This window comes from Acinetobacter lwoffii, from assembly GCF_024129685.1.
GTDB classification, from domain to species: Bacteria; Pseudomonadota; Gammaproteobacteria; order Pseudomonadales; family Moraxellaceae; genus Acinetobacter; species Acinetobacter lwoffii_X.
In genome coordinates, this window is record NZ_JAMXXL010000033.1 from 1 (window position 1) to 21,696 (window position 21,696).

The 21,696-nt window shown below is 44.0% G+C and carries 19 protein-coding genes and 5 pseudogenes; 18 read left to right on the forward strand and 6 right to left on the reverse strand.

What is annotated here, in order from left to right; genetic code table 11:
• Positions 1-476 (reverse strand): annotated as a pseudogene (locus NI464_RS13270) (IS5 family transposase); the annotation flags it as partial.
• Between the two features lie 157 nt (positions 477-633).
• Entirely contained in the window at positions 634-1,380 is a 747-nt protein-coding gene (locus NI464_RS13275) for a Fic family protein (protein WP_253138984.1), read from the reverse strand.
• Between the two features lie 159 nt (positions 1,381-1,539).
• Between NI464_RS13275 and NI464_RS13280 the strand changes: the two are divergent.
• Positions 1,540-1,971, forward strand: a pseudogene (locus NI464_RS13280) (Fic family protein); the annotation flags it as partial.
• Positions 1,972-2,302: 331 nt separating this feature from the next.
• On the opposite strand, the gene NI464_RS13285 reads toward NI464_RS13280, so the two are convergent.
• Positions 2,303-3,241 (reverse strand): LysR family transcriptional regulator, encoded by a 939-nt coding sequence (locus NI464_RS13285; protein ID WP_253138987.1) that lies wholly within the window; start codon positions 3,239-3,241, stop codon positions 2,303-2,305.
• Between the two features lie 118 nt (positions 3,242-3,359).
• Between NI464_RS13285 and NI464_RS13290 the strand changes: the two genes are divergently transcribed.
• The 10 genes and pseudogenes from NI464_RS13290 to NI464_RS13335 form a co-directional block, all read left to right on the forward strand.
• Positions 3,360-4,325, forward strand: coding sequence for an MFS transporter (locus NI464_RS13290; protein WP_253138990.1), 966 nt, complete (start codon positions 3,360-3,362; stop codon positions 4,323-4,325).
• A 21-nt stretch (positions 4,326-4,346) separates the two neighbouring features.
• Positions 4,347-4,688: an MFS transporter gene (locus NI464_RS13295; protein WP_253138993.1), complete on the forward strand. Its 342-nt coding sequence runs from the start codon at positions 4,347-4,349 to the stop codon at positions 4,686-4,688.
• Positions 4,689-4,808: 120 nt separating this feature from the next.
• Positions 4,809-5,069: pseudogene (locus NI464_RS13300) on the forward strand (M81 family metallopeptidase); the annotation flags it as partial.
• Positions 4,984-6,252, forward strand: coding sequence for a M81 family metallopeptidase (locus tag NI464_RS13305; protein WP_253138995.1), 1,269 nt, complete (start codon positions 4,984-4,986; stop codon positions 6,250-6,252). The pseudogene NI464_RS13300 and the gene NI464_RS13305, both read left to right, overlap by 86 nt.
• A gap of 331 nt (positions 6,253-6,583) precedes the next feature.
• Positions 6,584-7,807 (forward strand): efflux RND transporter periplasmic adaptor subunit, encoded by a 1,224-nt coding sequence (locus tag NI464_RS13310; protein ID WP_253101771.1) that lies wholly within the window; start codon positions 6,584-6,586, stop codon positions 7,805-7,807.
• Positions 7,804-9,027, forward strand: a complete 1,224-nt coding sequence (locus tag NI464_RS13315) for an ABC transporter permease (RefSeq protein WP_253138998.1) — start codon at positions 7,804-7,806, stop codon at positions 9,025-9,027. The genes NI464_RS13310 and NI464_RS13315 overlap by 4 nt, the downstream gene beginning before the upstream one ends.
• The gene (locus tag NI464_RS13320) at positions 9,020-9,736 is read left to right on the forward strand and encodes an ABC transporter ATP-binding protein (RefSeq protein ID WP_086044054.1); all 717 of its coding nucleotides are present in this window, start codon (positions 9,020-9,022) and stop codon (positions 9,734-9,736) included. The genes NI464_RS13315 and NI464_RS13320 overlap by 8 nt, the downstream gene beginning before the upstream one ends.
• 21 nt (positions 9,737-9,757) lie before the next feature.
• Positions 9,758-10,120, forward strand: coding sequence for a YidH family protein (locus NI464_RS13325; protein WP_253139001.1), 363 nt, complete (start codon positions 9,758-9,760; stop codon positions 10,118-10,120).
• 82 nt (positions 10,121-10,202) lie between these two features.
• Positions 10,203-10,485 (forward strand): annotated as a pseudogene (locus NI464_RS13330) (DUF6691 family protein); the annotation flags it as partial.
• Positions 10,452-10,790 (forward strand): annotated as a pseudogene (locus NI464_RS13335) (hydroxyacylglutathione hydrolase); the annotation flags it as partial. The pseudogenes NI464_RS13330 and NI464_RS13335, both read left to right, overlap by 34 nt.
• 227 nt (positions 10,791-11,017) lie before the next feature.
• On the opposite strand, the gene NI464_RS13340 reads toward NI464_RS13335, so the two are convergent.
• Positions 11,018-11,515, reverse strand: a complete 498-nt coding sequence (locus tag NI464_RS13340) for a Dps family protein (protein ID WP_180037591.1) — start codon at positions 11,513-11,515, stop codon at positions 11,018-11,020.
• A 766-nt stretch (positions 11,516-12,281) separates the two neighbouring features.
• Here NI464_RS13340 and katE point away from each other — a divergent pair.
• The 7 genes from katE (at position 12,282) to NI464_RS13375 (ending at position 19,256) form a co-directional block, all read left to right on the forward strand.
• Complete coding sequence (gene katE / locus NI464_RS13345; protein WP_253139005.1) at positions 12,282-14,405, forward strand: catalase HPII; 2,124 nt, start codon at positions 12,282-12,284, stop codon at positions 14,403-14,405.
• A gap of 69 nt (positions 14,406-14,474) precedes the next feature.
• Positions 14,475-14,684, forward strand: coding sequence for a hypothetical protein (locus NI464_RS13350; RefSeq protein WP_253139025.1), 210 nt, complete (start codon positions 14,475-14,477; stop codon positions 14,682-14,684).
• 48 nt (positions 14,685-14,732) lie between these two features.
• Entirely contained in the window at positions 14,733-15,719 is a 987-nt protein-coding gene (locus tag NI464_RS13355) for an acyl-CoA dehydrogenase (protein ID WP_253139008.1), read from the forward strand.
• Complete coding sequence (locus NI464_RS13360) at positions 15,707-16,492, forward strand: PIG-L deacetylase family protein (RefSeq protein ID WP_044111255.1); 786 nt, start codon at positions 15,707-15,709, stop codon at positions 16,490-16,492. The genes NI464_RS13355 and NI464_RS13360 overlap by 13 nt, the downstream gene beginning before the upstream one ends.
• Positions 16,482-17,096: a class I SAM-dependent DNA methyltransferase gene (locus tag NI464_RS13365; protein ID WP_044111253.1), complete on the forward strand. Its 615-nt coding sequence runs from the start codon at positions 16,482-16,484 to the stop codon at positions 17,094-17,096. Before NI464_RS13360 ends, NI464_RS13365 begins: the two co-directional genes overlap by 11 nt.
• The gene (locus NI464_RS13370; protein ID WP_253139011.1) at positions 17,093-17,806 is read left to right on the forward strand and encodes a glycosyltransferase family 2 protein; all 714 of its coding nucleotides are present in this window, start codon (positions 17,093-17,095) and stop codon (positions 17,804-17,806) included. Before NI464_RS13365 ends, NI464_RS13370 begins: the two co-directional genes overlap by 4 nt.
• Positions 17,807-18,011: 205 nt before the next feature.
• Positions 18,012-19,256 carry an MFS transporter gene (locus NI464_RS13375; protein ID WP_253139014.1) on the forward strand — a complete coding sequence of 415 codons (1,245 nt, stop codon included), beginning with the start codon at positions 18,012-18,014 and terminating at the stop codon, positions 19,254-19,256.
• 25 nt (positions 19,257-19,281) lie between these two features.
• On the opposite strand, the gene NI464_RS13380 is transcribed toward NI464_RS13375, so the two are convergent.
• Together NI464_RS13380 and otsB are read right to left on the reverse strand one after the other, a co-directional pair.
• The gene (locus NI464_RS13380) at positions 19,282-20,715 is read right to left on the reverse strand and encodes an alpha,alpha-trehalose-phosphate synthase (UDP-forming) (RefSeq protein ID WP_253139017.1); all 1,434 of its coding nucleotides are present in this window, start codon (positions 20,713-20,715) and stop codon (positions 19,282-19,284) included.
• Complete coding sequence (otsB, locus tag NI464_RS13385; protein ID WP_253139019.1) at positions 20,672-21,553, reverse strand: trehalose-phosphatase; 882 nt, start codon at positions 21,551-21,553, stop codon at positions 20,672-20,674. Before otsB ends, NI464_RS13380 begins: the two co-directional genes overlap by 44 nt.
• Positions 21,554-21,696: the final 143 nt, after the last annotated feature.

The window sequence follows — 21,696 nt, forward strand, 5'->3', positions numbered from 1 at the left end:
TCGTATTTGCAGGGTTTTGGCATCTATACCAATATGTAGTTTACGCCATTGGCGACGATATTCAGGTCCATGTTTCTTGCGCTTCCATTCGACCTCACCTAGAAACTTCATGCCTGTAGAGTCCATGAGTAGATGCAGCCCATCTCTACTTTTTTGGTAGCTGATTACAATATCAATATGCTTTTGTCTTCTACATATGGTCGAATAATCTGGGGCCGTCCCATTTAAGCCAGAGAGTTTAATCAGACTTTGCACAAAGCCAGTAACCATACGTAAAGACAGACGAAATAAGGATTTAATCATTAAGCAGCATTGGATGGCTGCGTCGGAGTAGGTTTGATTTCGCCCTTGTTTGCCTTTTGATGGAGCATACCAGCAGGATCAAACCAAATGGCAATATTTCCGCGACTAATGAGTGCTCGATTATATGCGGGCCAATTGGTTGTGCGGTAGATTTTCTGTGTAGGCTTCTTCATTTGAAAATTATATCGCTGAAAAAGCCTTTACAGATAGGTTTGTGCAACAAAGCCGTTTCACGTGCGAAAGGTAAAGAAATTACACTTGATCTTTAATTATTCTCTCTTTAACAATTGAGCGAGAGCTCAATTGTTTTTTTTTAACCCTCTGCTGAAATTACATCCTGTTATTTGAAAGACCTAAAACGACTTGATAAGGTTTAAAACCCTCTAATACAGCCTCGGCAACTAATTGAATAAAAGCTTCAGTCTTTCCATAAGCCATCCATTGATCTAGGGCTTCATAGTAGGCCAATCGGTTTTCAACTGTGATGACGCAAGGTGGATAACCAGCTTTAAGCAATTCGAGATTCATCAATAGACGTGATGTACGGCCATTGCCATCAATGAATGGATGGATACCTACAAAATCAGCATGTACTTTAGCTCCACGTTCAATGGGGTGAAGCTTATGTGCCTCTGAATTATACCAATCAACTAACTGAGCCATCTTTTCATTTAATAATGTGTAATCAGGTGGGGTAGATGTAGCACCAGAGATTAGGACATTTTGTTGACGATATCGGCCAGCATTATCATCATCAATATTCTTTAAGATAAGCTGATGGATATTACGAATTTGCCATTCAGAAAAAGGCTCCTCTTTCCGAATAATATCTTCAACATAGTAAATTGCATTTCTATGGTTGATCGCTTCGAAGTGTTCTCTTAATGCCTTTCCACCAACAGTAATACCTTCGAGTACTACTTTAGTTTCTAGCAGGGTGAGTGTATTGCCTTCAATTGCATTCGAATGATAGGTCCAACGGACAATAAGATCTTCTTGTAAATTTTTGACAATTGATGGAGAAAGAGGGCGATGTTGATCTAATTTTTTCTTTAAATCATCAATAGTTTCAAACATAACCTTATCCCTGAATTTGTCTTAGTCGATAATACATGAAAAAAGAAATATCAGAAATGTAGTGATATATCATTACATTTTGTATTGGTTGTAAAAGTGGTAAGTGGACTTGCTCAGGGTATCCTAGAAATGGGACAACCTCATTTTGAAGACACATGGGGGCGTTTATGGAAAACTTTAATCTTAAGCCAGTGGAATCCTATTTTTCTCAACATTCCTGTAAAAAGCTTGATTTATCAAAACCAAAAAGCTTATTACGATGCATTGCAAGCGAGGACAGATCGTTCAGATTCTGCACCTTCTATTAGGTTTATTTTGCAGATGATTCTAGATGCAATACTTAGTTCTGATGCCAGCGATCAAGATACCGCTCAAGCTAGCGTACAAGTTAGCGATCAAGTTAAACGTCTCATCCAGAATATGGAGCAGAAAGAATATAACTTAACTGAGCTTATGGCTCTATTAGACTTGTCCCATCGAGCCACATTCCAAAAAAAATATTTAACTCCAGCATTAAAAGCAGGTGTGATTGAACGTACCCTCCCTGATAAGCCTAAGAGTCCTAAGCAAAAGTACAAATTAAAAAATTGAACTATGCTGAGGTTGATGTGATTATTAATATCATAATGAGTTAATTGTAATGTTATAACATTGCATTTATCTTTAAGTATAATGTTCTGCTATAATGCCGTACGCCACTTTAAATCCTCAATTCGGATTTGAACAAGATTTTAAAGTGATTCAATGCACTAAATCTAATTTGGGTCAAAATTGGGTCAATGAATTTTTTTATTCAATAAAAAAGCTTTAGAATGAATAGGTTAGGATTTGAGTTCAATTGACGCCACCTCCACCAAAATTCTTGTTATAAATCAGCCGCTTATTTAATTGGCTTTTTTATTGCCTAAATTTTATAAGCAATTTAAAAGAGCAAATCAAAACTAGAACGAATACGCTCAATTAATAAATGTTTCGACTCTGACAAATGGGTATTTTTGCGGACCATCAATTGGGTCTGAGCCGTGTTGCACAGCTCGGAATCAATAGTTAAGGCAACGGCCTGACCTTCTTTAACCGCATCTGCGATATCTGCATAGCGCATGGCGGAAATCCCATGTCCAGCCACCACATAATTTTTTAAGGCATAAATAGAATTGGTGGTCAGACCAATATTCAGGTTCACTTGTAAGCGCACCATTTCACTGTCGAGTAGCTGACGGAAACCATGCCCTACGGGCATTAAGGCAAATTTATAGTCTGAAATTTCGGAAAGACAAATGCGATGCTTGAGCTTGGCAAGAGGATGACCGGCAGGAACAGCCAGAATAAAAGGTTCTGTTTTATGGGCAATGGTGCTGATGTCTGTATGAAATGGAGGGTTATACGCCAGTCCAATATGCGCCAGGCTGTCCACGATATGTCGTACCACATGCTGGGCACTCATTAATTCTAACTGGATTTCAAGATTTGGATATTTATGATGCACATGTCGAAGTACATCATAAATCATGTGTTGCATATAACTTTCACTTGAAACAATGTTCACTTTGCCAAGTTGAGAAGATTGCAGCTGAAATAAACTGTCAAATAATTCATTTTCACGATTCTTATTTTCCTTGAAATACTCAAGTACCAGATAGGCGGCTTCAGTCGGAATAATATGCCGCCCCTTACGTTTGAACAGGTTTATTTTTAGTTCAGATTCAAAGAGTTGAATTTGTCGGCTCATGGCGGACTGTTCAATATTCAGGATATCTGCCGCTTTGCGCATCGAACCGAACATCATCACCGTATAGAAATAACGCAAACGCTTTTCATTGATTCCGTTCAGTGGCGCAAGGAATTGCAAGTTTCTGTCCATAAAAACTCTGATGCCTTAAAAGCATCAGTATGCCGAATAAATTACATTGTTATCAAGTCAGGAGCATGCTTACATGGATTTTGAACAATAAGAAGATCTAGATAAAAAGGAGTTTTAGATGGATTTAATGACCTCCCGTCAACAACGGTTAGACCAGATTTACAAGAAAGTAAGCTGGCGGCTACTGCCATTTTTATTGCTGTGTTATTTCTTTGCTTATCTGGACCGGATCAATATCGGATTTGCCAAGTTACAAATGCAGCAGGAGCTGGGCTTTAACGATGCAATTTATGGCATGGCAGCCGGCATATTCTTTTTAGGTTATGTACTGTTTGAAGTGCCAACCAACCTGTATTTTGAAAAAGTCGGCGCCAGAAAAACCATTACCCGCATCATGATTTTGTGGGGCCTGACCTCCATGTCGATGCTATTTGTCACCACCCCGCAGATGTTCTATGTCTTGCGCTTTTTACTAGGTGTATTCGAAGCCGGTTTTGCCTCAGGCATGATTTTCTATCTGACCTATTGGTATTCTGGTGCACGCATGGCACGCGTGATGGCGATTGTCATGCTGGCCGGGCCACTGGCTGGCATGTTAGGTGCGCCGTTATCGACACAAATTATGAGTACTTTTCATCAGATTTATAATCTTTCTGGCTGGCAATGGTTATTTTTATTAGAAGCTGTGCCGACCGTGCTGTTGGGCTGCGTAGCATACTTTTATTTAACCGATCATCCTTCACAAGCAAAATGGCTGTCCCAAGAGGACAAAGCCTTATTGGTGAAAGAAATTTTGCAGCATCAGTCTGCAAGCGGTCATAGCAATTTTAAAGCGGTGTTGAAAGATCCCTGGATTTATTTCATGGCCTTGGCCTATTTCACCATTATCTGTGGGATCTATGCGATTGGCTTCTGGCTGCCATCTTTATTGAAATCGGGCGGTATCCAAAATTTGCAGATGATTGGCTGGCTGGTGGCGATCCCATATTTATGCGGCGCAATTTTCATGATCATTTTTGCCCGCAGCTCGGACAAATGGCAGGAACGGAAATGGCATTGTGTAGTGCCGACGGTATTGGCCTGAGTCAGCTTGATGTTGTCGGTGATGAGTGCGAATTTCCTGCTGTCCTTTATTGCGATCTGTACCGCAACGGCCTTTATGTTTAGTGCCTATACCATTTTCTGGTCAATTCCATCGAAATACTTAAGCGGTAGTGCGGCAGCAGGCGGAATTGCCCTGATTAACAATATCGGATTACTCGGTGGTTTTGTCAGTCCAAATATTATGGGCATGGCACAGTCAATGACCGGTTCCATGCTGGCAGGCTGGTTCACGATTGCTGTGATCATGATGCTCGGTGGCGCTTTCCTGATTTATGCCTTCAGACTGAAAAAGCAAGTTGTTCCCGAGCAAGTAACACGCGCTGCCTTAATTGTCGATAAATAATCAATACGTAGCATAGGAAGGATTCAGGATATGAAGAAAATCATCATTGCGGGCTTTTAACATGAAACCAATACCTTTGCCCCGACCAAAGCAAGCTACGCCGATTTTGTCCAGGGTGGGGGATTTCCGCCGCTTAGCCGCGGCGCAGATGTCCTGAAATTTCGGGAACAGAACATTCCGATTGGCGGTTTTATTCAACAAGCAAAACAATTCGGTTATCAACTTTTGCCAGTGATCTGGGCGGGTACTTCACCTTCAGCACATGTAGAGCAGTGCACTTACCAGCGGATCTGTGATGAAATTATCGCGAGCATCCAGCAGCATCCAGCAGCATCCGGCAGATGCAGTGTATCTGGATCTGCATGGCGCCATGGTCAGTGAACAGGTGGATGATGGCGAAGGCGAATTGTTAAGACGGGTTCGTGAAGCAGTCGGGCCGGACATTCCGGTAATTGCCAGTCTGGATTTCCATGCCAATGTCACGCAAGTGATGTTTGCTCATAGTGATGTGCTGATTTGCTATCGGACCTATCCGCATGTAGATATGGCTCAAACCGGACAACGCTGTGCCCAACTGCTAGATCAAATATTCCGGGGTAAAAAGCTGCATAAGCAAATGTATGAGCTGCCGTTTTTGATTGCGCTGAATGCACAATGTACCGAGCTGGAACCTACCCAATCATGCATGAATTTACTGGAACAGCTAGAGCAAAATAATTCTGTCCAGATGAATTTCACGCCGGGTTTTCAGGCGGCAGATTTTGAGGAATGTGGTGGTTGTATCTGGGGTTATAGTGAAAACGCTGAGCAGTTAGATCAGGCCATGCAACGCTATATCGCCCATGTGCTGCAACAAGAAACGCATTGGAATATGGATTTTTTATCACCAGATCATGCCGTGCTGCAGGCACTTCAACTTTATCAACAGCATCATTCGACCAGACCCGTGGTGATTGCAGATACTCAGGGTAATCCGGGAGCCGGTGGTGATTCGAATACGACCGGGATGCTATCGGCGCTACATCGGCATCAGGTTAAAAATGCACTGATTGGGCTTATTGTTGATCCTGCGGTGGTGCAACAAGCCTATCAGCTTGAGCTTGGTCAGCATTTTTATGCGAAATTGGGCGGAACATCAGGTATTGCGGGGGATGCTCTATTTAGCGCTGAATTTAAAATCAAAGCCTATAGCGATGGGAAATTCAGCTATGGCGGGCCCATGATGCATGGCGTTGAGGCGGATATCGGCCCGAGTGTATTACTGGAAATAGATGGTATTGAAATTGCAGTCAGTTCCTACAAAGCCCAGTTGCTCGATCGTAATATGTTTAGAATTTTTGGTGTTGTGCCTCAAGATAAATCGATCATCGTGGTGAAAAGCTCGGTACATTTTCGTGCAGATTTTCAGGACATGGCTGCTGCCATTTTAGTCGCGAAAGCGCCTGGAGCCATGAAAGCAGACCCGAATGACCTGCCTTGGCAAAAGATTGATCCTGATAGACGACTCGTGCCGATGGGCGAAAGTCTGGCGCAACGTGATCAGCCATTGCGTCGTACTGTTTAACATTTAACTAATATCCAATTAACACCCAAACGATTGAACAGGCTAGATCCATCACGATCAAGCCTGTTTTTTTTGATCACATCTTCATTTCCTTAAACTCAATATAATTTTCTGGTACCTGATCCCGCGTCTGAATCTGCCAAAGATGGACTAGTCTGATATCAAACAGGGCTAGCTAAAAAAAGCGGACAGGAATTCAATATTCTTTTCAAACTCAACAAAATACCTATAATTCCAATTAGAAACTTGTTGTAAATTAAACCTTAGGAGAAAAACAAATACAGTTTTGACTTTCTTATTTTAAATTAGAAGAATCAACCGGAGATTCTCATTGCGCGCTGCCCGCTATAAAATTTTGCTCATTATCGTATTGCTACTGGCAGTAGGGTTTGCTCTATTTCGTTGGTGGCAGGGGCCAGTGGTGCCTAGTTATACGCTGAGTGCCATGCCGCTGGTACAAAATGTTGTTGCGACCGGACGTGTTGCGACAGTTTCACGTGCCCAGGTAGGCAGTGAAATTAGTGGTGTGGTTCTGCAACGTCTGGTGCAGGAAGGCGATCAGGTTAAACCGGGTGATCTGCTGGTGGTATTGAAATCGGATGAATTGCTGGCCCAAGTCAGACAGGCCGAGCTGGCATTGACCGAATTGGCAAGCAGCCGACGGCCACAGGCTGCAGCAGAACTGGCCAGTGCCAAAGCCCAGCTGGAGCAAGCCAGCCGAGAAGCTACACGTCGACGTAATGCAGAAGCCGGTATCCTGTCGAGGGAAGAAGTCGAACAGGCTGTGGAAGCAGAAAGAGTCGCGCGCAATAATTATGAGACAGCTCGGGTAAAAGCAGCCGCATTGGCTGCGGGTCAAGTCGAAGAAGCGTCGCTTCGGGAGCAGCTTGCAGTGGCACAGGCTCAACTGGCCAAAACCAAGATTCGGGCTGCGGTCGCCGGCACAGTACTGACACGCGATGTCGAGCCGGGTGATCTGGTTCAGCCGGGACAAACTTTATTTACCATTGCGTTAACAGGGAATACAGAAATCCGGGTACCGCTAGATGAGCGGAATTTACCGCAACTCGCCTTGCAGCAAAATGCGACCGTCATTAGCGATGCCTATCCGGATCAGTCTTTCCCAGCTCGGATCAATTTTATTGCGCCAAGTATTGACCCACAGCGCGGTACAGTAGAGGTCAGGTTAACTGTCAACCCCGTACCTGATTTTCTGCGTCAGGACATGACGGTATCGGTGAATGTCGAGACGGCCAAACGAACACGGGCACTGGCTATTCCGAATGATGCTTTAAGCAGTATCAAAGGAGATAAAGCTGTGGTCTTAATGGTACGTGCTGGAAAAGTACAGCGTCAGCAGATTACTTTGGGCTTGCGTGGCCTGGCCATGTCAGAAGTGAAAACCGGGCTGAGCGAGGGTGATCAGGTGCTGGCAGATGCCGAATCTTCATTGGAGGATGGCACCAGAGTTCGCTTAAAACCACAACAGAGTTCATTACAGAATTCTGCTGATATGGCCAATAGTAAAAATGAATTACCGGTGAACTTCGATTGAAAAATTTATTCGGGCGGCTCTGGATCGAATGGAAAATCGCGGTCAGTTTTTTGCGTGAGGGTTGCGCGCAGTCCATCATGATCACCATCGGGGTTGCTGTGGGCGTAGCGGTGATCGTCTTTATCACCGCGTTGGTTCAGGGGCTGCAAGCCAATATTGTCGAACGTACCTTAGGTACACAGGCGCATATTCGCCTGTTGTCACCGGATGAAGTCAACCGGATTGTGTCACCTCCCGCCGGAACAGTGCAATTATTGCAGGAAGATAAGCGGGCGCAGCGCCTGCGTTCAATCAACAATTGGCAACAGATTACCGAAACACTGGACCAGTTACCTGTACTGACCGCTGTCTCGCCGGTGGTGTCTGGCCCTGCCTTTGTACAACGGGGTGATGCGATTGAATCCGTGGCCTTGGTCGGAATGAATTTGGAGCGTTATCAGCAGATCATTCCATTAAAAGAATATTTAACCAGTGGCCAGTTGCGGGTTGGCGCGGATGAGGTACTGATCGGCAGTCAATTGGCCAAAGACCTCGGTGTTCAGGTCGGTAGCAAGTTGCGGCTAGATACTGGCCAACAAAATAGTGCTTTGGTGAATATTGCTGGTATTTTTGAGCTGGGCGTGCGCGAACTGGATGCGCGTTATGTTTATCTGGATCTTAAGCAGGCGCAGTCCTTACTCGGTCTGCCAGGCGGGGTAACGGTGATTGACCTGACCATTGCCAATATTTTTGAGGCAGACCAGGTTGCCGCACAAGTCGGACGCCTGACCTCATTAAAAGCCGAAAGCTGGATTGAAACCAATGCCCAACTGATGAATGCCATTACCGCACAAAGCCTGTCCACCAATATGATTATTGTATTTGTCGCAATTTCAGTGGCTTTCGGGATTGCCAGCGTCATGTCCGTCAGTGTGGTGCAGCGCACCCGGGAAATTGGTATTTTGCGGGCGACGGGTGCAACCCAATCGCAAATCCTGAGAGTTTTTCTGTTTCAGGGTGCAATCTTTGGCTTGCTCGGTTCAGTGCTGGGCAGCATAGTCAGTTATGGTCTGGTATGGGTATTTAATAATTTTGGGTCGGGATTATTCTATATTCCAATTTCGATTGAACTGGTGATTTTGGCGCTATTGTTGGCGACATTAACAGGTGTACTGGCTGCAGCGGTGCCATCACGCCGGGCAGCAGCACTCGATCCAGTGGAGGCGATTCGTCATGTCTGAGCAATCTCAGGAAGTTCTGCGTCTGGAAGCGCTACGCAAGTCTTATAACATTGGACAGCCCAATGAAGTTGAGGTTTTGCATGGCATTGACCTGCGCATTGATCGCAACGACTTTGCTGCACTTATTGGCCCTTCCGGTTCTGGAAAAAGTACCTTACTGAATATTCTGGGACTGCTAGATAAACCAACGAGCGGCGAGCTGTACTTGTTGGGACAACCTACCAGTGCGATGGATGACACCGGTCGTACGGCGCTGCGCGGCAACAGCATCGGGTTTGTATTTCAGTTTCACCATCTGATTCAGGCATTTAGTGCACTGGATAATATTCTCATGCCTTTAATGATGGCGCATGGCAAACCGGATCAGCAGGCAATGCAACGCGCACGTGATTTACTGGCGGCAGTGGGGCTGGAAAAATTTGCCGAGCGTAAACCGAATGAATTGTCCGGAGGACAGCAGCAGCGGGTGGCCATTGCTCGGGCCTTGATTACTGAGCCGGCATTATTATTGGCCGATGAACCGACAGGTAATCTGGATACCCAGACCGCGGCTGATATGTTTGAACTGTTTCGTAAAGTGCATCGTGAACGCGACTGCGCCGTACTTTTAGTCACGCATGATCCGCGCCTGTCTGCCACTTGTGATCGTACCATCAATCTGGTCGATGGCCGGATTGAAAGTGATTCGAGCAATCCGCATCAAGATTAATCCAAACTGCAAGGAACCAGCATGTCCAACTTACAGGATCCAAGAGTTTTATTTGCCTTAGAAAGAACTGCGTTGGCCTGGAATTGTAGTGGGCTGGCCTTGATTGCTTTTGGCTTTGTGATTGAAAAATCAAATTTACTGGCGCAACTGGTCGATCCGGAAAAATACCAGAATAAAATTATTTATAGTCACTGGCTGGGAATTGCAGTGATTCTATTCGGTATGTTGATCAATATCGGTTCTATCCTGCAATATCGGGCTGGTCTCAGATCTTTGACCCCGGCAGAATTTATTTCTGACTATCAGACCCAGCATCCTGTGTTGTTAAATTTATTTACTGTATTGACCGGAATATTGTTAATTATTTCATTCTGGATTAGTTAAAAGATGAATGCTGAAGAATGAATGAACATATTCAGTCACCATTCTCGACTTGATTGAATTTAAATATTACTCGGTAGGCCTGATGATTTCTGGTATGGCCAATCCTGAAAAGGTTCTGGATTTCCTGGATATTTTGGCAATTGGGATGTGATGCTGGGCGCGATAGTGATTGTCTTTATTTCATTTCAAAAAACCAGTCGAAGACCGTATTTGATGAACCGATCCAGTTACCGACCAATCAGAAAATTGATTCTAGACTGGTGACGGGCAGTCTTTTATTTGGTATCGGTTGGGGAATTGCCGGTATTTGTTGGGCACCCAGTTTGACCTTAAAGGCAGTGCCGCGACTTTATTTGATTCGGTTCAAAAACTGTATCAGTTACCGGACGCCACCCGGGTATTTTTATGTCATGACTATCTGCCGGAACATCGCGAGCACTTTGTCTGTGAAACTGATATTCAGACTCAGAAGCAGCACAATATCCATATTCACACTGGCACGACCAAAGCTGATTTTGTTGAAATGCGCCAGCAGCGGGATGCCAAACTGAGCATGCCCAAACTGATTTTACCTGCGATTCAGATCAATATGCGTGCTGGTCAACTTCCTGAAGCGGAAGAAAACGAAATTTCTTATTTAAAACTGCCCTTAAATTATTTCCATGCCTGAACTTGAAATAAACGCCACATTCAAAAAGGATGTAGGCGATTGCCTACATCCTTAAATTTTGACGGTTTAATTTTAATGATTCTGTTTTTTAGCTTGATCTAACCATTGAGCACCGGTAAATCATATCTAATCAAAGCGTCAGGATGAAGCCGAACTTTAATGGCACTACCGCAAGTTTCCGCTTCATCCTGTGGGTAGCCTGCTCTCAAAGATTTGATCCGGTTTTATTATTCCAGATTACTTCTCAGCATCCAGGCAGTTTTTTCGTGTACTTCCAGTCTTTGCGTGAGAATGTCAGCAGTCGGCTGATCATTGGCTTCTTCAATGATCGAAAAAATACTTCTGGCGGTACGCGCCACAGTTTCATGTGCATCTACCAGTAAACGTATCATTTCTTCAGCTTTAGGCACACCTTCGACTTCTTTAATGGAGGTGAGTTTTACAAACTGTTTATAAGTACCGGGTGCTGCAAAACCCAAAGCCCGAATACGTTCAGCAATGATGTCCAACGCATTCCATTGCTCGGTATATTGAGTCATAAACATGTTGTGCAGGCTGTTGAACTGGGGGCCGGTGACATTCCAGTGGAAATTATGGGTCATCAAATACAGGGTATAACTGTCTGCTAAAAGTCTGGATAAACCATCGACAATTTTGGCGCGATCATCATGCGAAATCCCGATATCAATTTTCATTGCTTTAGATTCTTTTTTAGAAGAGGCCATGCTCTTACTCCTTCAAACTTAACGCGATACGGTGTATTAAAATAAAGTCGGATGTATCTGAAGCCCGAGCCAAGAGATGAAATGATCTCTATGACTTTGTATTTGATCTAACAGGCTAAGAGATTTAAGTGGTTATAAGTTATAGATATTAGATCAATATAAAGGCAGGAAGTTTAGTCATTATGTATAAGCAGGACGCGGGATTGTAACTATTTAAATCTGTCAAATTTTGACTATACTTCAGCGGTAGCACGTTAATTTCTCATAGCAAATTGAACTTCTAAAAAGTCCTAATCATTTCAGGATTGAAACATCGTTTTGGGTTATGACGCTTATTTGTGAGCAAGATCACATATCACCATACTAAATCTTTATTTCGAAATATCTCTGCGAAATTTTAATATTTTATTTTAAATAAATAGCTTAGATGAAAATCTTAATCATTAATAAACCCGAAATTTATAAAAAATAACACAATGCTGCCTTAATTAAACAAGGCACTACAAACAATAATAAATCTCTTTCTCAAATGCAGTTATGTTAGGACACAGGCGAAACCAATAACAATATTCCCAGAAAAGCAAAAATGCTTCGAGTCAGCATATTCAGAAGAAATATGAGGCTGATACAGGATCGGCTGTAGCAGATTGACTTGCGGGATGAGTTTGATTGGTCAAGGGTCAAGCCATGCAAAATATCAGCTCAAGCGACTTTGAGATAGACCAAAAATATCTGCACTAAACTCAAGCTCAGCAAGGAATACATCATGAAAATTAAGGCCAATAGCCCCGCGACTGGTAAAGACGGTTTAGACAAACAAAATACCAATAAAAAAAGTGAGCAGCTCGACACATATCGCAGTGATGCGACCGAGCAGGCACTCACCACCAATCAAGGGGTTAAAATTTCCGATAACCAGAACAGTCTCAAGGCAGGCGTTCGCGGTGCGACCTTGATCGAAGATTTTATTCTTCGGGAAAAAATTACCCATTTTGACCATGAGCGAATTCCAGAACGTATTGTGCATGCCCGCGGTGTCGGCGCACATGGCTATTTTGAGGCTTATCCAGGTAATGAAAAACTGACCAAGGCAGGCTTCTTGACTAATACCAGTGTGCAAACGCCAGTATTTGTGCGTTTTTCTACCGTACAGGGACCACGTGGTTCAGCAGATACGGTACGTGATATCCGTGGTTTTGCCACCAAGTTTTATACGGATGAAGGTAACTTCGATCTGGTAGCGAATGATGCGCCGGTATTCTTTATCCAGGATGGGATCAAGTTCCCGGATTTTGTACATGCAGTCAAACCTGAACCTCAGACCGAGATTCCTACCGGTGCATCTGCACATGATACTTTCTGGGATTTTGTTTCTTTAGTGCCTGAATCTGCACATGCGGTGATGTGGGCCATGTCGGATCGGGGTATTCCGCGTAATTTAAGAGCCATTCAAGGCTTTGGTGTACATACTTTCCGTTTTATCAATGCCGAGAATAAAGCGGTTTTTGTTAAATTCCACTGGACGCCAAAACAGGGTCTAGCCCAACTGGTCTGGGATGAAGCACAAAAACTGGCGGGTAAAGATCCGGATTTCCATCGTCGTGACTTATATGAAGCGATTGCCTCCGGTAACTATCCGGAATGGGAGTTGGGTGTACAGGTCGTCCCAGAAGAAGATGAGATGAAGTACGACTTCGACTTGCTGGACCCAACCAAAATTATTCCGGAAGAACTGGTGCCGGTGACGCCGATTGGCAGAATGGTGCTGAACCGTAATGTCGATTATTTCTTCGGTGAAACCGAGCAGGTGGCATTCTGTCCGGGACATATTGTGCCAGGACTGGATTTTACCAATGATCCATTATTGCAGGCCCGTCTGTTCTCTTATACCGATACTCAGCTCAGCCGTTTAGGTGGTCCAAACTTCCACCAGATCCCAATTAACAAGCCGGTTTGTCCATTCCACAATAACCAGCGTGATGGTTTACACCAGCGTATTGTACATACCGGTCAAGCCAGTTATGAGCCGAATTCGATTGACAATAACTGGCCGACTGAGACTCCGCCAGCTGAACAAGGCGGTGGTTTTGAAAGCTATCAGGAGCGTATTGATGGACACAAGATCCGTCAGCGTAGCGAATCATTCAGTGATCACTTTAGTCAGGCCCGTCTTTTCTACCGCAGCCAGGCACCACATGAGCAAAAGCACATTGTCGATGCCTATGTCTTCGAGCTGAGCAAGGTGGAGCGCAAATATATTCGTGAACGTGAAGTACTTGAAGTGCTCTGCAATATCGATTTGGACTTGGCACAGCAGGTTGCTGACCAATTGGGTATTGAAATTCCGGCAGAGAAAAAGGCGGCAAAATTGCCAGAGGTGCAGGTTTCACCACGTTTATCTTTTGAGGCATTTAAACCTGAAGATATTAAGGCACGCAAAATTGCGCTATTGGTGCACGACAAGGCCAATGAGGCCAGTATCAAAGCTGTTCAAGCTTGGGCAGAATCAGAAGGGGCTGTGGTCGATGTACTGACCCCAAAACCGGGCCCGGTACTGGGTCAGCAAGGCGAGGTGATTCCTTCCGATGGTATGCAAAAAGCAGAACCATCCATTGCCTATGATGCTGTGGTGATTGCTGACGGTGATAATTACGATGTGGTAATGAAAGACGGTGTGGCGACTCATTATCTGCTGGAAGCCTACAAACATTTAAAACCAATCGTGTTCTTGGGCGATAAAGGCAAGCTGATTGAACATTTACGCTTGGTTAGCGATGAAGGAACTCTGGCAAACGGACAGTTTGAAGCAGTACAAGATAGCTTCAAGACTTTGATCCTGAACCATCGTGTCTGGACGCGTGAAGCGACTGCGGAAGCGATCCCTGCCTAAACGATTCAATTTATGTTAGAGGATAGAGGCTCCGGCTTCTATCCTCATGGTTTCAAAATGGATGAAGAGATGGTGAGACCGGACGTCAAAAAGTTGTTAGCTAAAGCACAACAAACCAAATGGAGCAGAGAGCAGGATATCTATCTCATTGAACATAATCATTTGCCTTTAACTGAACTGATGCAGCAACTCTGTTTCAATGAAGAAGAGATTAATGCACGGCGTAAGATATTAGGGCTGACCACACGTTTAAAACAAATGCGCAAGCTTTCTCATTAACTGACTTTAAAAACACAACAACATTATCCGTATTTTATGAGGAACCGCATGCAGAACCTCGGTTCAATATTACAAAGATTTGAAAACTCTCTTCTGGAGCTACAAGAAAAAATTCAGCACACTTTAATGGAACTGGTGGCGATTTCCGACCAGGTGCCTTATCCCGCTTCTGGAGCAACCTTAAAACGCTGGCAGATACTTAGTCAGGTTTCGGCAAGAAATTTGAGCCTGGGCAAACTCTATGAATCGCATTTAGATGCTTTAGCTATTCTGCATGAACTGAATATTCCGGTAGAACAAAAAGGCTTATGGGCAGTATGGGCGGCAGAAGGCGGTCCCAAACCTTTAACATTGCAAGCAGGAAAGCTAAGCGGAATTAAGCCCTGGTGTTCTGCATCGGTCTGGGTGCAACACGGTCTGCTGACTTACCGTGATGAGCAGCAACAATCCCAATTACTGATTCTAGATTTGTCACAAGAAGGCATTCAGCATCATCAGGATGCCTGGCAGGCAGTGGGCATGCAGCATACCTTGACTGCCCGGCTGGAACTGGATCATGTTGAGGTGGAAAAAGTCGCAGCTCCAAATGCCTATCTGGATCGGCCCGGATTCTGGCATGGCGCCGCAGGTGTGGCCGCGTGCTGGTATGGCGCAACCGTGCGTTTGGCTGAATATTTAAGGCAGACGTTCTTGCTCAAACCGCATGCCTATAAAGCCATGTATCTTGGTGAAGTTAGTCGGGAGCTTTTAGCGACACAGTCCTTATTTTATCAAGTTGCTGCATTGATTGATCAGCAACCGCAACACGCACATGAGTTAAAGATTCGTAGCCTACGTGCTCAGGTTGAAGCGACGGCTTTAAATGTACTGACTCATGTAGGTAAGGCCCTAGGTGCTGCGCCGTATTGTGAGCATCCGCATTTCGCCCGGCTTGCAGCAGATCTTCCGGTATTTATTCGTCAAAGTCATGCCGCATTTGATTTGGAGCGAATTGGTGAGCTGACTGCACAGGAGGAACAATTATGGACGTTATAAGACATGAGATTGTAGGTGATCGTGTCATCCATGGTGAAGGCACACGGCTCGAAGAATGGCGTTCCTGTCAGATCCTGCAACAGATGCCGGAGTTCGATATTCCTCAGGTTATTCCCCTAGATGCAAGAGTCTGCATCATTGCCCCTCATCCTGATGATGAAATTTTGGGCTGTGGAGGCCTGATTCAGCGTCTGGACAAATTGGGCTATCAGATCGTACTTTTTGCCGTTACCAATGGGACAGCCAGTCATCCCGGCTCTAGTCTGTATACTCCCGAAGAGTTGAACCAGATTCGTCCTGCTGAAACGCGAGCAGCTTTAGAAGCGTTACCTTTAAAACAGAATATCTTGCGGATCGCTTTAGATATTCAAGATGGCAAGGTGGCCGAACAGCGGGATGTGTTGCAACAGCATCTGCAATCTTATCTGCAACCGAATGATGTGTTAATTAGCACATTTGTTCATGATGGACATCCAGATCATGAAATTACGGGGCAGGTCACACAGCAGCTGGCCACTGAACTTCATTTGCCCTGTATTCAGGTCTTGATTTGGGCATGGCATTGGGCAACACCTGGAGATACCAGAATTCCCTGGACCGTCGCTCATCAACTCAAATTAACTGAGGAAGAATTACAATATAAGTCTCGAGCTGCGCGGTGTTTTAAGAGCCAGATCGAGCTTGATCCGACGATAGATCAATCACCGATTCTGCCAGAGCAGGCATTACAACGTATTTTACAGCCCTGGGAGGTGTATCTGTATGAACAGTAAAGCAGCCTATGATCAGGAATATTTCGATGCCTTATATGCACTGAATCAGGGAGATCCCTGGCAATATGAACAGCGTTGGTATGAACAGCGCAAACGGCAGATTTGTCTGGCGATCTTGCCGCACTTGCAGTTTGACTCCGCGATTGAGATTGGTTGCAGTAATGGCATCTTTAGTCAGGAACTGGCGCGGCGGACAAATAGCTTAATGTGTCTGGATGCCAATAATACTGCGATCCATTTGGCGCAGCAGCGTTTACAAGCTTATCCGCATGTACAGGTGTTACAGCGGATCGTGCCAGATGATTTGCCCGAACAGAAATTTCAGCTCATTGTCGTCAGTGAGATTTTATATTATTTGAACCCGATTGATCTGCAACAGGTGCTGACATGGCTGCATACTGCACTGGAACCGGGCGGATGTATCTTGAGTTGTCATTGGCGCGCGCCAATCTCGGGATTTAGCCTAAATGGTGAAGATGTCCATCAGTATCTCAAAGCGCATTTAAACTATACACATCATTTAAGTTTACAGGACTCCGATTTTTTAGTGGATCTCTGGCTAAATACAGCACAATCCGTAGCAGAGCAGGAAGGCTTAAGATGAAAAAAATCGGTGTGGTGATTCCGGCCTGTAATGAAGAAGCCTATATTGAACGCTGCTTGCTGGCTTTAAAATCAGCACAAACTTATTTTTTTCAATACTTTAAAACAATGGAAAATCTTCCTGGAATCCAGATTCTCGTGGTCTTGGACCATTGTACTGATAGTACCGCTGCTAAAGTTCAGCAAATGAACATTCCAGCTATCAGTTGCAACTTCCGAAATGTCGGTAAGGCACGCCATTTGGGGATTCAGCAGATGATCGAGCAAGGTTGTGATTGGATTTGCTGCACCGATGCGGATTCTTTTGTACAGTGCGACTGGTTTCAGGTGATGTTACAGCATCAACCCACCGATGCGATTTGTGGTGTGGTCGAGCTGGATCAATGGGATCATTTAAGCCGGAAAACCCGTCAGGCTTATCTCCGACATTATCAGGACAGCATGGGACATCGGCATGTTCATGGCGCAAACCTGTGTTTTAAAGCTTCGGCTTATATACAGGTCAATGGGTTTCAGCAACTGGACTGTCATGAAGATGTCGATTTCATCCGTCGTTTAGAAAAAGCTGACGCGCAGATTGTCTGGTCGAATCAGCTGAGAGTCACCACCAGCAGTCGTCTTAGCTCAAAAATTGCCGCAGGCTTTGCACATTTTCTACAAAAACTTGAGCTTAAGCAGGCCGCGGAAAAACCGATCAGCCTATGCAAATAAAAGCATAAAACTATAAATTTTATACAATCAGATACTTGTAAAAAATCTTAAAATTCGGTTCTAAAAACTATTCCATTTAAATTTATTCTGTTTATAATTCACGCAAATTCAGCCCCGCATACTTATATATTTCAACTATAAGTCTGTGGGGTTTTTCTATGGATGATCGGTAATGGATGCCTGAGCCTTCTTTTTTGGTAATACAATGTTCAATCAAACACTGCTTTCTCGAATTCAGTCTCCATCACCATATCTATGGCAGAAAATAGCGACTGCGTTGTGCTTCTTTAGCTTGGGCTTTAGTACTGCGGCTTGGGCACCCTTAATTCCATATGCACAGCAGCGCCTGTTATTAAATCATGCTGATTTTGGCCTGTTATTGCTGTGTGCCGGAATCGGTTCAATGCTGGCGATGCCGCTGGCCGGCCGACTGGCCAATGCCTTGGGTTGCCGTGCTGTTTTGGCCGTAATTCTCAGTGCATTTTTATTTATTTTGCCTGCTCTGGCTTATAGTCCGAATCATTTAATGATGGCAATCAGCCTGTTTTTCTTTGGTGCCAGTGCCGGGGCTTTGGGCGTGACTGTCAATATTCAGGCTGCACAGATTGAGAAAAAACTCGGTAAAAGTTTAATGTCAGGTTTTCATGGAGTGTGTAGTTTAGGTGGTCTATCAGGCGTACTGGGCATGACCATGTTAATGGGACTTGGCTTGGCGCCTTTAACCGGTGCGGTGATTGTCAGTGTGATTTTGCTGCTTATTGCCTTATTTGCTGTTCCTTTGAGCTTGGGCGCTGAGCCTAAGACAGCGGTAGAAGAAACATCATCAGAACAACCTGCGAAAAAAGCAGCACCGACCTGGGCAATTTTAGGTATTGGTCTGATCTGTTTTGTGGCTTTCCTTTCGGAAGGTGCAGCTATGGACTGGAGTGGTATTTATCTTGCTACTGAGTTCAGCCTGCCTGCGGCGCAAACCGGTCTGGCTTATAGTTTCTTTGCTGGTTTGATGGTACTGGGACGTTTTAGTGGACACCTGATTATTCAGCAGTTTGGTGAAAAAAATACGATTCTCTTAAGCGCACTATTGGCTGCAACCGGTTTATTAACCGTAGTCTTTGCGCCAGTCTGGCAAGTGGTGTTGGTCGGCTATGCGATTTTAGGTTTAGGTAGTGCCAACATTGTACCGCTGATGTTTTCCCGTGCAGGACGTCAGAAAACTTTGGCTTCACATGTGGCATTGTCTTATGTATCGGTATTTGCTTATACAGGTTCATTGATTGGACCGGCATTGGTCGGCTTCGGCAGTGAAATCATCGGATTGAGCTTAGTATTTAGCGTCATTGCGATTGGTCTATTGAGTATTGTGATTTTGAATCATCTCACTGCAGACCCAAGCGAAGTACAACAAAGCGAAGAGATTGTGGCTCCTCTTCAAAACGAAACACCAGCTTAATGCTGGTGTTTTTTTACTTAAAAATTTAGGCATGCATACTGAACTGGTTTGAAGCTCCTGCAGCCACCGGGCGATAGATCCGCAAGCTTTGTGAGTTTTTCAGGTCAGTGATAAACTGATCACGCCAGCGAATAATATCGAAATTTTTCAAGCCTTGGCTTAAATAACGATAGCGCTCTAAACGTTCTGATTTAGACATGCGCAGTGCTTTTTTTAAGGCTTTGGCCATACTGTCATGCTCATAAGGATCGACCAGTAAGGCTTCTTTCATTTGTTCAGCAGCACCGGCATATTTAGATAGAATCAAGACACCTGGATCTAAAGGGTCTTGTGCTGCAATATATTCCTTGGCGACCAGATTCATGCCATCCCGGATCGAATTTACCCAGCAAATATCAGCCTTACGATACAGTTGCATCAAGGCTTCATGACCCAAGGTGTCATAGCTGCAATCAAAGGGTAACCAGTCCGTTGTGCCATGCTGGCTATTGAGTTCATGCACGGCAGATTTAAATTGCGTATACAGGTTCTTATAGGTTTTTACATCCAGTCGGCATGGGCAGGCAATTTGTAATTGCTGGAATTGATTTTTAAACTCCGGTTGATCTTCCAGCAAGCTCTGCAACGATCCGATTTTCTCCAATAAGCCTTTACTATAATCAATCCGGTCAACTGAAATGATGGTTTTATAAGGCTGCACTGTATCCAGATCAAAGGGAAGCTTTTCCAGATGAGTATCTGAGGCCTGATTCTGTAGTTGCACAGGATGTACACCAATCGGATAGCATTTCACATGAATCTTTCGAGATTGATAATTCAGGATTTCATTGTGACGATGCTGCACTTTTAAGGTCTGTTCAAGGAAATTCAGACAGTTTTCCTGATCGCGAGAGGTCTGCAAACCCAGTACATCGTAGTTGGCCAAATGATGTGCCAGATCGCGATGGGCGGCTAAAGTCTGCCATAGCCTTAGTTCAGGAAAGGGAATATGCAGGAAAAAGCCAATACGGTTACGCATGCCCAGTTTACGGCAATAATGCGCCACGCTTAAAAAATGATAATCATGGATCCAGATAATGTCATGTGGAGATGCTACCTGTTTCAGGTGCTTGGCAAAGCGTAAATTGACATCTTGATAGATCTTAAAATCCTGCGGCTGATAATCTACAAGTTGATGCTGATCGTGCATCAGCGGCCACAATGCATTGTTGGCAAAACCACAATAAAAGCCTTTATATTGGGATTCAGTCAATGGACTCGTGTGATATTCAACATTTTGATGCTTCAGGATTTGAAACTTCTGCTCTTTCGTCTGGTCAACTCGGGATCCATTCCAGCCAACCCAGATACCGCCTATATCCTGCAAAGCATCCTGCAATGCCACCGCTAATCCACCTGCCTGTGTATTGTCTGACTTAGGTAGATTTACACGATTTGATAACACTATGAGTTTCGACATGTAATTTCTCCAATAATAATTGTTGTTGTGCTTTCAATATTTCTAAGAATTCCGCTAGAAAAGCCTGTACTTGAGTCACGTTTTCGAGGCGATGTTGTGCCACGGTGTTGCCTGTACCGACTTTGATAGAGCAGCCTTTGAATGTGTTGATGACTTGAAAACCGGCTTCGTCGGTCAGGTCATCTCCGATAAAAATGGGGTAATGATCATTTAAGTGATATTGCTGAATGATTTGTTGGATAGCTGAACCTTTATTTGCACCTTTGGGCACCAGTTCAAATACAAACTTTCCAGCCTTAAGTTCAAAATCCTGAAAATGAGCGAGACAATCTAAGGCAAATGCATGCACTTGATGCTCTAAATGGGGGTGTTCACGAAAATGCAGGGCGACTGAATAGTCTTTAATTTCTATTCGAGTCTGAGGAATATTATTACTATGCTCTGTAATATAATTTTTTAATAATTCAAACTGTTCAGGATTTAAATCAATTAACTTGCTTAAACGCAATTGATAGCTTAATTCCAGACCATGAGAGCCTGCAATATTCCAGTCAAATGGATAAATAAGTTTTTGGGCTTGTGCAATTGAGCGACCGGTCACTAATACTAGCTGAATATATTGTTGTAACTCTTTTAAAGTATTTAAGGTTTCGCTCTTAATTATACTTTTTGCTGGATCTGGGTGGAATTCAGAAATGGTTCCATCAATATCAAGAAATAAAACAATTTTATGAGAATAAATAATAGGTTTGAGTTGATTTAAAATCACTTGAGGTAATATATAAGAAGATGTAGCAAGTGAATCTTCTAGGTCTTGATCTTCTTTTAGAGTCGACATAAATACTACCTAAGCCTCTGAATTTAAATTGATTTAAAAGTTAGAATTACCTGAATGGTCATTGCTTTGATTAAATTTATAACATATTTCATTTAACAGACTGGCTTTAAGTGCAGAAACGAAACACTTTTAACAAGTACAGT

Excerpts from the sequence above, each read along its gene's own strand:
- NI464_RS13275 (WP_253138984.1), bottom strand. The coding sequence starts at position 1,380 with ATGTTTGAAACTATTGATGATTTAAAGAAAAAATTAGATCAACATCGC.
- NI464_RS13285 (WP_253138987.1), bottom strand. The coding sequence starts at position 3,241 with ATGGACAGAAACTTGCAATTCCTTGCGCCACTGAACGGAATCAATGAA.
- NI464_RS13290 (WP_253138990.1), top strand. The coding sequence starts at position 3,360 with ATGGATTTAATGACCTCCCGTCAACAACGGTTAGACCAGATTTACAAG.
- NI464_RS13295 (WP_253138993.1), top strand. The coding sequence starts at position 4,347 with ATGAGTGCGAATTTCCTGCTGTCCTTTATTGCGATCTGTACCGCAACG.
- NI464_RS13305 (WP_253138995.1), top strand. The coding sequence starts at position 4,984 with ATGAAATTATCGCGAGCATCCAGCAGCATCCAGCAGCATCCGGCAGAT.
- NI464_RS13320 (WP_086044054.1), top strand. The coding sequence starts at position 9,020 with ATGTCTGAGCAATCTCAGGAAGTTCTGCGTCTGGAAGCGCTACGCAAG.
- NI464_RS13325 (WP_253139001.1), top strand. The coding sequence starts at position 9,758 with ATGTCCAACTTACAGGATCCAAGAGTTTTATTTGCCTTAGAAAGAACT.
- NI464_RS13340 (WP_180037591.1), bottom strand. The coding sequence starts at position 11,515 with ATGGCCTCTTCTAAAAAAGAATCTAAAGCAATGAAAATTGATATCGGG.
- katE (WP_253139005.1), top strand. The coding sequence starts at position 12,282 with ATGAAAATTAAGGCCAATAGCCCCGCGACTGGTAAAGACGGTTTAGAC.
- NI464_RS13350 (WP_253139025.1), top strand. The coding sequence starts at position 14,475 with ATGGTGAGACCGGACGTCAAAAAGTTGTTAGCTAAAGCACAACAAACC.
- NI464_RS13355 (WP_253139008.1), top strand. The coding sequence starts at position 14,733 with ATGCAGAACCTCGGTTCAATATTACAAAGATTTGAAAACTCTCTTCTG.
- NI464_RS13360 (WP_044111255.1), top strand. The coding sequence starts at position 15,707 with ATGGACGTTATAAGACATGAGATTGTAGGTGATCGTGTCATCCATGGT.
- NI464_RS13365 (WP_044111253.1), top strand. The coding sequence starts at position 16,482 with ATGAACAGTAAAGCAGCCTATGATCAGGAATATTTCGATGCCTTATAT.
- NI464_RS13370 (WP_253139011.1), top strand. The coding sequence starts at position 17,093 with ATGAAAAAAATCGGTGTGGTGATTCCGGCCTGTAATGAAGAAGCCTAT.
- NI464_RS13375 (WP_253139014.1), top strand. The coding sequence starts at position 18,012 with ATGTTCAATCAAACACTGCTTTCTCGAATTCAGTCTCCATCACCATAT.
- NI464_RS13380 (WP_253139017.1), bottom strand. The coding sequence starts at position 20,715 with ATGTCGAAACTCATAGTGTTATCAAATCGTGTAAATCTACCTAAGTCA.
- otsB (WP_253139019.1), bottom strand. The coding sequence starts at position 21,553 with ATGTCGACTCTAAAAGAAGATCAAGACCTAGAAGATTCACTTGCTACA.